This window comes from Afifella sp. YEN Y35, from assembly GCF_047553465.1.
Classification (GTDB): Bacteria; Pseudomonadota; Alphaproteobacteria; order Rhizobiales; family Afifellaceae; genus Afifella; species Afifella aestuarii.
The window spans coordinates 883,093-895,350 of sequence record NZ_CP180203.1 but is presented as its reverse complement, the minus strand read 5'-3'; the positions used below and the strand labels follow the sequence as shown (position 1 = coordinate 895,350).

At 62.8% G+C, this 12,258-nt stretch carries 12 protein-coding genes; 2 read left to right on the top strand and 10 right to left on the bottom strand.

All coding sequences use genetic code 11. The annotated features are described in order from the left end of the window. The first annotated feature begins 151 nt into the window (after positions 1-151). Together ACK8CP_RS04330 and ACK8CP_RS04325 are read left to right on the top strand one after the other, a co-directional pair. Entirely contained in the window at positions 152-982 is an 831-nt protein-coding gene (locus ACK8CP_RS04330; RefSeq protein WP_414833443.1) for a cytochrome b/b6 domain-containing protein, read from the top strand. Next, positions 979-1,740, top strand: a complete 762-nt coding sequence (locus ACK8CP_RS04325) for a molybdopterin-binding protein (RefSeq protein ID WP_414833442.1) — start codon at positions 979-981, stop codon at positions 1,738-1,740. Before ACK8CP_RS04330 ends, ACK8CP_RS04325 begins: the two co-directional genes overlap by 4 nt. A gap of 32 nt (positions 1,741-1,772) precedes the next feature. Here the strand turns inward: ACK8CP_RS04325 and ACK8CP_RS04320 are convergent, their stop codons facing one another. The 10 genes from ACK8CP_RS04320 to rpsM form a co-directional block, all read right to left on the bottom strand. Beyond that, entirely contained in the window at positions 1,773-2,531 is a 759-nt protein-coding gene (locus tag ACK8CP_RS04320) for an ATP12 family chaperone protein (RefSeq protein ID WP_414833441.1), read from the bottom strand. Between the two features lie 93 nt (positions 2,532-2,624). Then, on the bottom strand, positions 2,625-3,533 hold the full coding sequence (locus tag ACK8CP_RS04315) for a DMT family transporter (RefSeq protein ID WP_414833440.1): 909 nt from the start codon (positions 3,531-3,533) through the stop codon (positions 2,625-2,627). A gap of 5 nt (positions 3,534-3,538) precedes the next feature. Continuing rightward, entirely contained in the window at positions 3,539-4,534 is a 996-nt protein-coding gene (locus ACK8CP_RS04310; RefSeq protein ID WP_414833439.1) for an RluA family pseudouridine synthase, read from the bottom strand. 242 nt (positions 4,535-4,776) lie between these two features. Continuing rightward, on the bottom strand, positions 4,777-6,411 hold the full coding sequence (locus tag ACK8CP_RS04305; RefSeq protein WP_234628236.1) for a BCCT family transporter: 1,635 nt from the start codon (positions 6,409-6,411) through the stop codon (positions 4,777-4,779). Between the two features lie 393 nt (positions 6,412-6,804). After that, positions 6,805-8,130 (bottom strand): replication-associated recombination protein A, encoded by a 1,326-nt coding sequence (locus tag ACK8CP_RS04300; RefSeq protein ID WP_234628237.1) that lies wholly within the window; start codon positions 8,128-8,130, stop codon positions 6,805-6,807. Between the two features lie 7 nt (positions 8,131-8,137). Further along, positions 8,138-9,583 carry a DegQ family serine endoprotease gene (locus tag ACK8CP_RS04295; protein WP_414833438.1) on the bottom strand — a complete coding sequence of 482 codons (1,446 nt, stop codon included), beginning with the start codon at positions 9,581-9,583 and terminating at the stop codon, positions 8,138-8,140. Positions 9,584-9,786: 203 nt separating this feature from the next. Next, positions 9,787-10,212: a 50S ribosomal protein L17 gene (gene rplQ / locus ACK8CP_RS04290; RefSeq protein WP_092816606.1), complete on the bottom strand. Its 426-nt coding sequence runs from the start codon at positions 10,210-10,212 to the stop codon at positions 9,787-9,789. Positions 10,213-10,262: 50 nt separating this feature from the next. After that, positions 10,263-11,279, bottom strand: coding sequence for a DNA-directed RNA polymerase subunit alpha (locus tag ACK8CP_RS04285; protein WP_092816615.1), 1,017 nt, complete (start codon positions 11,277-11,279; stop codon positions 10,263-10,265). Positions 11,280-11,361: 82 nt separating this feature from the next. Beyond that, positions 11,362-11,751 (bottom strand): 30S ribosomal protein S11, encoded by a 390-nt coding sequence (rpsK, locus tag ACK8CP_RS04280; protein ID WP_092816604.1) that lies wholly within the window; start codon positions 11,749-11,751, stop codon positions 11,362-11,364. Positions 11,752-11,773: 22 nt separating this feature from the next. Then, positions 11,774-12,142: a 30S ribosomal protein S13 gene (gene rpsM, locus ACK8CP_RS04275; protein WP_234628239.1), complete on the bottom strand. Its 369-nt coding sequence runs from the start codon at positions 12,140-12,142 to the stop codon at positions 11,774-11,776. Positions 12,143-12,258 lie beyond the last annotated feature (116 nt).

Here is a 12,258-nt window from a genome sequence, read left to right as displayed (position 1 = left end):
GTCTTCATATAACGGCCTACGCCAAACGGGAGCATTTGTTGAGAGAGATCGGATGCGAATCTGGCGTTGATGTGAAGAGGCACGACCGCTTCGTGACATTGCGGACCGTGGCGCACGCTATATTCATGGGGATCACGAAGGGAATGCATCAATGCCAGAGCCGGTCGAACCGCAAACGGAAATCGTCTACCGGCACAGATGGGCAACGCGCCTCTGGCATTGGCTGAACGCGTTCTGCCTCTTCTTCCTTCTCGCGAGCGGTCTGCAGATCTTCAACGCGCATCCCGCGCTCTATCTCGGCACCCAGTCGAACTTCTCCAACTCCCTCGTCTCCATGACCGCCATGCGTACGGGTGACGGCAGCCTGCGAGGAATTACGGAAATCGGCAGCATGGACTTCGACACGACCGGCTTTCTGGGCGCCTCACGCGACAGCAGCGGGGCACTTGTCGCGCGCGGTTTTCCCGCCTGGGCGACCATCCCGAGCTATCGCGACCTTGCGACCGGTCGGGTCGTGCACTTCTTCTTCGCCTGGGTGCTCGTGGCGGGTGGCCTCGCCTATGTCTGCGTCAGCCTTTTCAACGGCCATTTCCGCCGCGATCTCATTCCCCGCCGCGGCGAGCTACGCGCCATGCCGCGCGCGATCGGCGATCACCTCCGCTTCCGCTTCGGACGAGAGGCGCATTACAACATTCTGCAAAAGCTCTCATACCTCATCGTCATCCTCGGCCTCATGCCAACGATGGTCGCCACCGGTCTCGCGATGTCGCCGGGGATGGATGCTGCACTGCCCTGGCTGCTCGATCTGTTCGGCGGACGCCAGTCGGCACGCACGCTGCATTTCATGACGATGAGCCTGCTCGTCCTCTTCTTTGTCGTTCACATCGCCATGGTCCTGGCGGCGGGCCCGGTCAACGAAATGCGTGCCATCCTCACCGGGCGGTACCGCGTGCGGCCCGAGGCGAAGGGGGAAACCTCATGACCATCACCCTGACGCGTCGCGCCCTTATCCGGGCCGCCGCCATTGGCGGTGGAGCCGCGCTACTGTCCGGTTGCGACCGCATCGTCCAGAATCCGATGGCACGCGCTTTCTTGCAGCGGGCCGAAGATCTGACGATGGCCGCACAGCGCAGCCTCCTCGATCGCGAGGCGCTGGCGCGCGAGTATTCCGAAAGCGAGATCATCCAGCCGCAGCGTCCGAACGGCTCGATCAGTCCGCGCGATCCGGATTATCGGGAGATGGCCGCGAATGGCTTCGCCGATTGGCGTCTTTCCGTCACCGGCCTCGTCGAACGACCGCAATCCCTGTCGCTCGACGAATTACGTGCCATGCCGGCGCGCACGCAAATCACGCGGCATGACTGCGTCGAGGGATGGAGCTGCATCGCCAAATGGACGGGCGTGCCCCTCGCCGCCGTCCTCGATGAAGCCGGCGTCAAACCCGGTGGCAGCTACGTGGTCTTCCGCTGCGCCGACACGCTCGGTCGCGAAAAATACTACGAATCGATCGACATGATCGACGCACGTCACCCGCAGACGATCCTCGCCTACGGCCTCAACGATGAAACCCTGCCGGTCGCAAACGGTGCGCCGTTGCGCGTGCGCATCGAACGCCAGCTCGGCTACAAGATGGCGAAGTACGTCATGGGTATCGAGGTCGTGGGCAGCTTCGCCTCAATTCGCGGCGGCAAGGGCGGTTATTGGGAAGACCGTGGCTACGAATGGTACGCCGGCATCTGAGCGGTGTCCGCCGGCCCAAATCGAAGGACGGCTCAGGCGCGCAGCACCGTCGCAGCCACCGAGAATTCAAAGCCGCGGCGTTCGCGCCGCTCCCTCGCCTCGAAATCCTCACCCCATTGCGAGATGTTGAAATCCTCGTCGACATGCGCGGCGGCCCAGGCCGCCTCGGCATCGATCGCGCCTTCCGCCAGGGCGAGCGCGATGAGTGCCGATCCCGTCAGCGTGGTTGCCGTATGCAGAGCAGCAAGCGACAAGGGCTCGTCAAATCCCTCGAGAGCCTCGCGCACGGCCTGAAGCCCCTCTTTCGGTTGATCGACCGGCATGACCCCCTCGACCAGACGGAAACGAACCGAAAAGCGACTTTCCGCCCAGGCAAGAAGCGGGTCCCAGATCTCCCGCTGCCGGGATACGAGAGCTTCCGGCTCGCCGGCCCGGTAAAAGAGCAGATCCGTGCCCGCATAAGCCGCCACCTCTTCGCGCACCGCAGGCATTTCGTCGGCCACCCCGTCGATCGCCACATTGGCGAGGCGTGTGAGCGGCATCGTCAGAGGATCGATGCGTTCGCCTTGAGCATCCCATTCCTCAGCGAGGCTTTGCCCGAGATCTGCGCGCGCAACGGCAAGCGGCTTCTTGCCCGGCGTGCGGGCCGGACGCCCGTCGAGGCGAAGCTCGAAACCCGATTCCGTTTCAACGGCTTCGGCCCGTTTGTAGAATCTCTTTGGCAGCTCCCTTGCCGCGTGCTCGCGCGCCTTCGACATCGCATCGTCGGGCTTTGCAGGAAAATCGGGCAACAGGCTCTCCTTGCTCAACGGATCTGGGCTCACTGGGTCTGGGCTCACTGGGTCTGGGCTCACTGGGTCTGGGCGTAGTCAGGGTCCAACATCTCACGCGCCCGGCGGCACGACACGGCGGACCGACGCGGGCCTGTTGACCAGATAGATACCTCCGGCGACGAGCAAAAGGGCAAGGCCGTGACGCCAGCCGACAGGATCGCCAAGGAGCACCGCCCCGAAGAAGACACCGGAGACCGGAACGATAAAGGTGAAGGCGTGGAGCAGCGGCGCGGAATGGGTTCTCACCAGCCAGAACCAGGCGAGATAGCTCGCCCCGGCGACGACCACACCTTGATACAGGAAGGCGACGAGTTCGGTCGAGGTCACAGGCCCAATCCCCGCCTCCCCGACAAGGAACGACAAGGCAAAGCCGAGCGGGGCCGAGACCAGCAACTGGTAGAGAAGGATTTCTTCGGCGGGCGCTTCGCGCAAGCGCGTGCCCTTCACGACCAGGGTCGTCCCGCCCCAGAAGACGGCGGCCAGGATGCACAGCACGTCACCAGCGGCCGTATTGAGCGTTCCCGGGCTCAGCCCGTCGAGGAAGGCGACGATAATCCCCACGAACGCGAGCGCGAGCCCAGCGGCTTTTGCGGCAGAAATCCTGTCTCCCAGCCAAAAGTGGGCTCCGATGGCGACGAAGAAGGGAGCGGTATTGAGGAAGACGACGCTGCGTGAGGCCGTCGTCATGGTCAGACCAAAGAAAACGAGAGCGAACTCCATCCCGAAAAGCATCCCGGTCAGGACACCCGGGCCGAAACGCCGACCCGAGCGAAAAACCGGCACGCCGCGCGCAAAGCACCAGAGAAGCACCAGACCGCCGGCCACGGCAGAACGCAGCCCCATCTGCAGCATCGGCGGGAAGCCACCGAGTGCCACTTTGATGGCGACCTGATTGAGCCCCCACATCACGGTCAGGAGCACGAGCAGAGAGGCGGGCTTCGCCCCAAGCGCTTGCGACATCGCGGTCAAACGGCCTCGGCCGCAGCCTCCCCGCCAGCCTCGTCGAAGCCGAGCACGGCCCAGCTCTGCGCCATATGCGGCGGCAGCGGCGCCGTCACATCGAGAACTCCACCGGTGGGATGAGGCAAAATGATTCTCCGAGCAAGGAGATGCAGCCGGTTTTGAATGCCGCCTGGCAACTCCCAGTTCTCCACGTCGAAATATTTGGAATCGCCGATGATCGGATTGCCGATATGGGCGGCATGGGCTCGAAGCTGATGCGTGCGCCCCGTCACCGGCCGCATGATGAGCCACGAGAGCCGCGAACCGGCCTGATCGGCAACGGCGTAGTGCGACAGAGCATGATCCGCCCCCCGCTCGCCATGGCGGGCCACGCGCATACGCTCCGCGTCGTCGCCTTCGCCGCGCACCAGAAACGTCGAGATCTTGCCCTGCGGCGGCTTCGGAACGCCTTTCACCAGCGCCCAATAGAGCTTGCGGCTCTCCCGCTCCTTGAAGGCCTTGCCGAAAAACGCCGCGGCACTGCGCGTGCGGGCCACGACAAGCACGCCGGCCGTGTCGCGGTCGAGACGATGAACGAGCCGCGGCTTACGACCGTGGCGATCACGAAACGCCTCCAGCATCTCGTCGACATGACGATTGACGCCCGATCCGCCCTGAACGGCGAGGCCGGCAGGCTTGTTGAAGACGTAGACCTGGCTGTCCTCGTAGAGAAGCGCGTCGTTCAGCACATCGACATCGCGCCGGTCGCGGATGGTCGCTTTCGTCTGCGGGCGCACATCGCCTGTCGCAAGCGGCGGCACACGTACCTCCTGACCAGCGACGAGACGGGTCGAGGTTTTCACGCGCCCCCCGTCCACACGCACCTGGCCAGAGCGAAGAAGCTTCTGCAGATGGCCGAAACCCAGGCCCGGATAATGCTCCTTGAACCAACGATCGACGCGCATGCCGGATTCGTCCCGGACGACGCGCCGCATCACGACGGAGGCCGGTGCACTCATGACAGGCTCCCGGAGGCTGGCGCGCGGAGCGACCGCGACACCAAAGCCACGGGCCTCACGCGAAGGCCGGAATATCGGTCGCGGGCGATAAAGAGAACTTGCTTCATAACCGCAGCGCTTAGAGCGTTTTGTCGGCCGAATGAAGCCCGCCTCGCGACGACCGCGCGTTTTTGCATCCCGAACGTCGACAAAAAAGGGCGCGGGATGACCGCGCCCTTCTTCAGAACCGAGGTTTTGACGGGTCAGGCCGTCGCTTCTGCCTCCTGCGCTTCGACCAGCGCCCGCTGCTCGCCCTTCAAGCCCTGATAAATGCACCACACCATCAGAAGCAGAATGAAAACGAATGGAAAGCCCGTCGCGACAGCTGCCGATTGCAGGGCTTTGAGCCCGCCTCCGAGAAGGAGCGCGATGGCCACCAGCCCTTCGAAGGTCGCCCAGAAGACACGCTGCGCGACCGGCGCATCGACCTTGCCGCCGGCGGTGATCGTATCGATCACCAGCGAGCCGGAATCCGACGAGGTGACGAAGAAGACAATCACCAGGACGATGCCGATGAACGACGTGATCGAAGCGAGCGGCAAATGCTCAAGCATCAGGAAGAGCTTCACAGGCAGCTCGGCACTGACGGCCCCGTCATAACCATTCATCAGCTGCGAGATCGCGGTCCCGCCAAAGGCCGTCATCCAGAAGATGCTGACGACGGTCGGGATGATGAGGACGCAGATCATGAACTCGCGCACCGTCCGCCCATACGAAACCCGCGCAATGAACATGCCGACGAAGGGAGACCACGAAATCCACCAGGCCCAGTAGAAGGTCGTCCAGCCATTGCGGAAACTGTCATCGCTCCGGCCGATCGGGTTCGCCAGAGGAATGATGTCGCGCGCATAGGCGACGATGTTCTCAAAAAAGCCGGAGACGATCGTCAGCGTCGGTCCCACCGCCACGACGAAGACGAGCAGAAGGAAGGCCAGCGCCATATTGATCTCGCTCAGCCGCTTCACGCCCGCGTCGAGGCCGGCCAGCACCGAAGTCAGTGCGCAGCCGGTGATGGCGACGATCAGCCCCACCTTCCATGGATCGGTATCCGGGATGCCGAAGATGTGGTTGAGACCGGCCAGCGCCTGTTCCGCACCGAAGCCGAGCGAGGTCGCCAGACCGAAAAGCGTCGCAAACACCGCGAGCGTATCGATGACATGGCCGAGCCAGCCCCAGACGGCCTCACCGAAGATCGGGTAAAAGGCGGAGCGGATCGTCAGCGGCAGGCCCTTGTTGTAGCTGAAAAGCGCAAGCGCGAGCGCGACGACGGCATAGATCGCCCACGGGTGCAGACCCCAGTGGAAGATCGTGGCCGCCATGGCGAGCCGCCTTGCACCTTCCGGATTGTCGGGCGCGCCCATCAAAGGCGCATCGCTGCCGGCCTGCGCGGCGTCTGATGCGACGGACGCGTTGTAATGCGTCAGAGGCTCCGACACGCCGTAGAACATGAGCCCGATACCCATGCCCGCAGCGAAGAGCATGGCGAACCATCCAGAGTAATTGTACTCCGGTCTTGCATCAGGACCGCCCAGCCGGATTTTCCCGAGAGGCGAGACGATCAGAAACAGGGAAAACAGGACGAAGACGTTGCCGGCAATCAGGAAGAGCCAGTCGAGGTTCGATGTCAGGAACGGCCGCAGCCAGGTGAAGAAGCTCTCCGCGCCCTCTTGAAAGAGGAGGGTGAAAACGACGAACAGAATGATCGTCAGCCCTGACACGATGAATACGGGGTTGTGAAAATCGAGGCCGAAAACCTGGATATTGTCCTGACCGACTTCATAGTCGGTCGGTATATCCTCGGTCGCGTCGCCTGTTTGATCCACCGTCTGTTCGCTCATATGGCTCCTCGTTTGTCTGTTGGACGAACGAAAGCACCGCTCTGAGGCGGGATCCGTCGCACATCTTTGTGAAGCCCAAGAGGAGGTAGAAGGCGGCTCCGCAGGGTCAAGGAAGAGCACGCCAGATTTTTGCCACCTCAAGACCCATTTGTGGTGACAATCGTCACCGAAGGGCCCTTACGCCACTCGGGGGAAGCGCCCGGGCCCAGACGGATATCTTCGGAGTCTCAGGCACTTGCTCCTCGACGCCACATTCGCGGTTGAGGGTCCCCGCGCCGCAAGGAGCCTCAGCGAATAAATCCGTCGATTCTTTCGATGCAATGGCCGCCCAGGCGAGAAAAAGCCATTTTCTCACGAGAAGGCGATGCCGATTGGCATCAGGCGCACGATCGATCAGGTCTCGTCTTCGCCTCTGGCACGCTCGCGCCGCAGCCGGTCCCAATGATCGAGCCGTCGCTTGAGCTCCGCTTCGAATCCACGTCCGGTCGGCACGTAAAAGTCCTGACGCTCCAGCTCGTCGGGGAAATAATTCTGCCCCGAGAACGCCTCTTCCTGAGCATGGTCATAGGCGTAGCCGGCCCCATAGCCTTCAGACTGCATGAGCTTGGTCGGGGCATTGAGAATGTGCTTCGGTGGTTGGAGCGAGCCGGCCTCCTTGGCCGTCCGGCGCGCGGCGCCATACGCCTTGTAGAGAGCGTTCGATTTGGGGGCCGTTGCGAGATAGACCACGGCCTGGGCAATGGCGAGTTCGCCTTCGGGCGAACCCAGCATGTGGTAAGCCTCTTTTGCGGCATTCGCCTGCACGAGCCCCTGCGGATCGGCGAGGCCGATATCCTCAACCGCCATGCGGATCACCCGCCGGGCCAGATACATCGGGTCTTCGCCCGCATCGAGCATGCGCCCGAGATAGTAGAGAGCCGCCTGCGGGTCGGAACCGCGCACAGATTTGTGCAGGGCCGAAATCAGATTGTAATGACCATCCTGGCTCTTGTCGTAGATCGGCGCCCGCCGCTGCAGAACCGTCTGCAGACGCTTCGCATCGAAGGTTTCGTCCTTTCCCGCGGCGCGCCAGACCTCTTCGGCGAGCGCGAGAACGGCCCGTCCGTCGCCATCGGCCATACGCAGAAGAACGCCGCGCGCTTCCTCGTCGAGCGGCAGCTTTCGCCCTTCCTCTTTTTCGGCGCGTTCGACGAGCTTGCCGAGCGCCTCAGAATCCAGCGGGCGAAACACCAGAACGGCCGCACGCGACAGAAGCGCCGCGTTGAGCTCGAAGGAGGGGTTTTCGGTGGTCGCCCCGACGAGCGTCACCGTCCCGTCCTCCATGACGGGAAGGAAGCTGTCCTGCTGTGCGCGATTGAAGCGATGGATTTCGTCGACGAAGAGGAGCGTCCCCTGCCCCGTCTGCCGACGCGCACGCGCCGCCTCGAAATGCTTCTTGAGATCGGCAACACCGGAAAAGATCGCAGACAGCTGCTGGAAATAAAGGTCCGTTTCGCGGGCCAGAAGCCGCGCGACCGTGGTCTTGCCCGTCCCAGGCGGCCCCCAGAAGACCAGAGAGCCGAGAGAGCGCGTCCGAAGCATGCGGGTGAGCGTGCCGTCCTCACCCGTCAGATGCGGCTGGCCGACGACATCGGCGAGCTTCTTTGGTCGCAGCCGGTCAGGCAACGGCTGCGGCGCGCTCTTTTCCAATCCGGCTGCTGTGAAGAGATTGTCCGACAAATGCCCCTCATCCACCGATGACAAGCCGCGAAAGCCGGCCACCACGGTTGACCGTGATCCGCCACAATCGCTGCTTTTGGCTCGTCATACGCTTCAGCTCGCTCGACGATTCGACAGAGTGCCCCTGCAGGGCAACGACAATATCACCCGGCTGCAGGCCAAGCTGCGCGGCGGGTGAACGCGGCTCCACCTTGGTAACCGCGACGCCCTCTTGGTCACTCGGCAGCCGCAGTCTCTCCGCAAGCCTCGGCGAGAGATTGGCGACCGTCGCCCCGGTCAGCGGCGAATAGCCGTCAAGAAGCTGCTCGTCGGCCCGCACCGTCTCCGGCGCCGATTCCAACGACACAGTCAGCGTCTTCTCTGCCCCATCGCGCAGGACGACAAGCTTCTCCGTCTCGCCAATTCCCTTGATCGTCAGCCGGTATTCGAGCGAACGCGGATTGGCCACCTCGTAGCCATCGGCCGACAGGACGAGATCGCCGACCGCAAGACCGGCCTTTTCGGCAGGAGAGCCCTCGAAGACCTTGACGACGAGCGCCCCCTGCGGCCGCGGCAGATCGAGTGAGCGGGCAATATCCGGCGTCACCTTCTGGAACGTCGCCCCGATCCAGGGGCGCACAACTTCCGTCCCGCCAGCGAGCGCCTGGGCGGCCACCGCCTGCGCCATGTTGGAAGGAATCGCGAATCCGATTCCGTTCGAACCGCCAGACCGCGAGAAGATCGCTGAATTGATACCGACAAGCCGGCCCTTCACATCGATCAATGCGCCACCCGAATTGCCCGGGTTGATGGCAGCATCCGTCTGGATGAAGAATGCCATGTCGGAGATGCCGACCTCCGTTCGCGCCACCGCGGAGACGATGCCGCTGGTCACCGTCTGCCCGACCCCGAACGGGTTGCCGATCGCGAGCACGAGATCGCCGACCTCGAGATCGTCCGAATCGGCGAACGAAAGCGTCGGAAAATCCGCCTCCCCGTCCGAGATCTTCAGGATCGCGAGATCGCTCTGTTCATCGCGCAACAGAATTTCAGCCTCAAACTCGCGCCCGTCCGACAAGGCCACCTTCACTTCATCGGCACCACGGATGACGTGGTAATTCGTGACGACGAGGCCCGATGCATCGACGATGACGCCGGAACCGAGCGAATTGCGCGCACGCTCACGCGGCACGCCGAAAGGCGACCCGAAACCCCCATCACCGAAGAAATGCCGGAAGAAGGGATCGTCCGCGAAGGGCGACGGCGCTGTGCGCACGATCTGCTTCGCGTAGACATTGACGACCGCAGGAGCGGCCTTCTTCACGATCGGGGCAAAGGAAAGAGAAATCTCTTCACGGCTTTGCGGCACGTCCTCAGCATGCGCGAGCGGCACACCGACAACGACACCGCTCGAAACACCGGCAGAGGCGAGCAGGACACAGCAGGCAAGGCGAAACTGACGAAACGACGTCACGAGAGCCTCCAATTTAGCAGCGGGAATGCGGGAGCGACCTTGACGCGCGCCACGGTCGTCCGCGCTTGAAAAGAGTGAGCCAGGAACCGGTCAAATCCGGAAATTCTATGTCGTGCGGGCAATGATCCGGCCACATGCCGCCCGCGCCAACAAAAAAGGGGCCACGCGGGCCCCTTTTCGCAATCCAGGAAGACCGACAAGCCTTACGCTGCGGCTTCCGCAACCTCGGCCGCTTCCATGCGAGCCCGATCTTCGGCGCCGCGCGCATCCTCGTCGCGATCGACGAATTCGATCACACCGACCGGCGCACTGTCACCATAGCGGAAGCCGGCTTTGAGCACGCGGGTGTAACCACCGTTCCGTTCACCGTAGCGCGGACCGATCGTCTCGAAGAGCTTCTTGACCATCTCTTCATCGCGCAGCCGCGACATCGCGATCCGGCGCGCATGCAGGTCGCCCCGCTTTCCGAGCGTGACGAGCTTCTCCACGAACGGCCTTAGCTCTTTTGCCTTCGGCAGGGTTGTCACGATCTGCTCGTGGCGAATGAGCGCCGCCGCCATATTGGCAAACATCGCCTGACGATGGCTCGACGTCCGATTCAGCTTACGGCCGGTCTTTCTGTGGCGCATGGCCCTGTCTCCTCATTCGAACGACGGCTCCCGCCGCTGTTCATCAAAGCTTAATATTGGTCTTCGAAGCGTTTGGCGAGATCGTCGATATTGTCGGGCGGCCAATTGGCCACTTCCATACCGAGATGCAGGCCCATGGAGGCGAGAACCTCCTTGATCTCGTTCAGCGACTTGCGGCCGAAGTTCGGCGTGCGCAGCATCTCCGCCTCGGTCTTCTGAATGAGATCGCCGATATAGACGATGTTGTCGTTCTTCAAGCAGTTGGCCGAGCGAACCGAAAGCTCCAGCTCGTCCACCTTCTTCAGAAGCGCCGGGTTGAAGGCGAGCTCCGGGGTCGCCTCGTGGACCTCTTCCTTCTTCGGCTCGTCGAAGTTGACGAAGATCGAAAGCTGGTCCTGCAGGATCCGGGCGGCATAGGCGACGGCATCGTCCGGCGATACCGACCCATCGGTCTCGAGCGACAAGGTCAGCTTGTCATAGTCGAGGACCTGGCCTTCACGCGTATTCTCGACGCGATAGGAAACCTTCTTGACCGGCGAATAGAGGCTGTCGACCGGAATGAGGCCGATCGGCGCGTCTTCCGGGCGGTTGCGATCCGCCGGGACATAGCCCTTGCCGGTATCGACCGTCAGCTCCATGCGAATGTCCGCGCCCTCGTCGAGCGTGCACAGAACGTGTTCGGGGTTGAGCACCTCGATATCGCCGACCGTCTGAATGTCGCCCGCCAGGACCACGCCCGGACCGGACTTCCTGAGCGTCAGCCGCTTCGGACCTTCGCTCTCCATCTTGATGGCGATTTCCTTCACGTTGAGGACGATGTCGGTGACATCCTCCCGAACGCCGGCGATGGACGAGAATTCGTGCAGAACGCCGTCGATCTGCAGGCTGGTCACAGCCGCACCCTGCAGCGAGGACAACAGCACGCGGCGCAGCGCATTGCCGAGCGTCAAGCCGAAGCCGCGCTCAAGCGGTTCTGCGACGACGGTAGCGATGCGGCTCGCATCGGACCCGTGCTTCACATCAAGCTTGTTCGGCTTAATGAGATCCTGCCAGTTCTTTTGTATCACCACGGGGACGAACCTTTCGTTTTGTGCTCTCGCATGCAGACGCGACTCGCATCCGCGAGCCGCATACACCTCAAATGCGAGATCAGACGCGGCGCCGCTTCGGGGGACGGCAGCCGTTGTGGGGGATCGGCGTCACGTCACGGATCGAAGTAATGGTGAAGCCCGCAGCCTGCAGCGCGCGCAGAGCCGATTCACGGCCCGATCCCGGTCCGGAAACCTCGACCTCAAGCGTCCGCATGCCGTGCTCCTGCGCCTTCTGGGCAGCAGTCTCGGCCGCGATCTGAGCGGCATAGGGCGTCGACTTCCGCGATCCTTTGAAGCCCATCGCGCCGGCAGAGGACCACGAAATCGCGTTGCCCTGCACGTCGGTGATGGTGATCATCGTGTTGTTGAACGTCGAATTCACGTGGGCGATGCCCGACGTAATGTTCTTTCGCTCGCGCCGACGCACCCTGGTGGTATCTTTCGCCATCTAAGTCAGGCCTTCCTTGGCGTTATTTCTTCTTGCCGGCGATTGCCTTGGCCGGTCCCTTGCGGGTCCGGGCATTGGTGTGGGTGCGCTGTCCGCGCACCGGCAGCCCGCGCCGATGGCGCAGCCCGCGATAGCAGCCGAGATCCATCAGCCGCTTGATGTTCATGGCCGTCTCACGACGGAGATCGCCCTCGACGATATAGTCGCGATCGATCGCTTCGCGGATCTGCAAGATCTCCGCGTCCGACAGCTCGTTGACGCGACGCGACAGGTCGATGTTCGCTTTCTCAGCGATTTCACGCGCCATGGCCGGTCCAATTCCATGGATGGCCTGCAGCGCGATCACGACGCGCTTGTTGGTCGGAATGTTGACGCCAGCAATACGTGCCACGTCTTTCTCCTCTTTGTCTGGCGCAGTCCGCATCCGCGGCGCGCCCCGGCTTCACCTATTCGGGACGAAACGCCAAAAAACGACGCCCCAAGCTTCATCCGAGCTTCGGCGCCGTT

Coding starts and splice junctions, on each gene's coding strand:
- ACK8CP_RS04330 (WP_414833443.1), top strand. CDS start 152: ATGCCAGAGCCGGTCGAACCGCAAACGGAAATCGTCTACCGGCACAGA.
- ACK8CP_RS04325 (WP_414833442.1), top strand. CDS start 979: ATGACCATCACCCTGACGCGTCGCGCCCTTATCCGGGCCGCCGCCATT.
- ACK8CP_RS04315 (WP_414833440.1), bottom strand. CDS start 3,533: ATGTCGCAAGCGCTTGGGGCGAAGCCCGCCTCTCTGCTCGTGCTCCTG.
- ACK8CP_RS04310 (WP_414833439.1), bottom strand. CDS start 4,534: ATGAGTGCACCGGCCTCCGTCGTGATGCGGCGCGTCGTCCGGGACGAA.
- ACK8CP_RS04305 (WP_234628236.1), bottom strand. CDS start 6,411: ATGAGCGAACAGACGGTGGATCAAACAGGCGACGCGACCGAGGATATA.
- rplQ (WP_092816606.1), bottom strand. CDS start 10,212: ATGCGCCACAGAAAGACCGGCCGTAAGCTGAATCGGACGTCGAGCCAT.
- rpsK (WP_092816604.1), bottom strand. CDS start 11,751: ATGGCGAAAGATACCACCAGGGTGCGTCGGCGCGAGCGAAAGAACATT.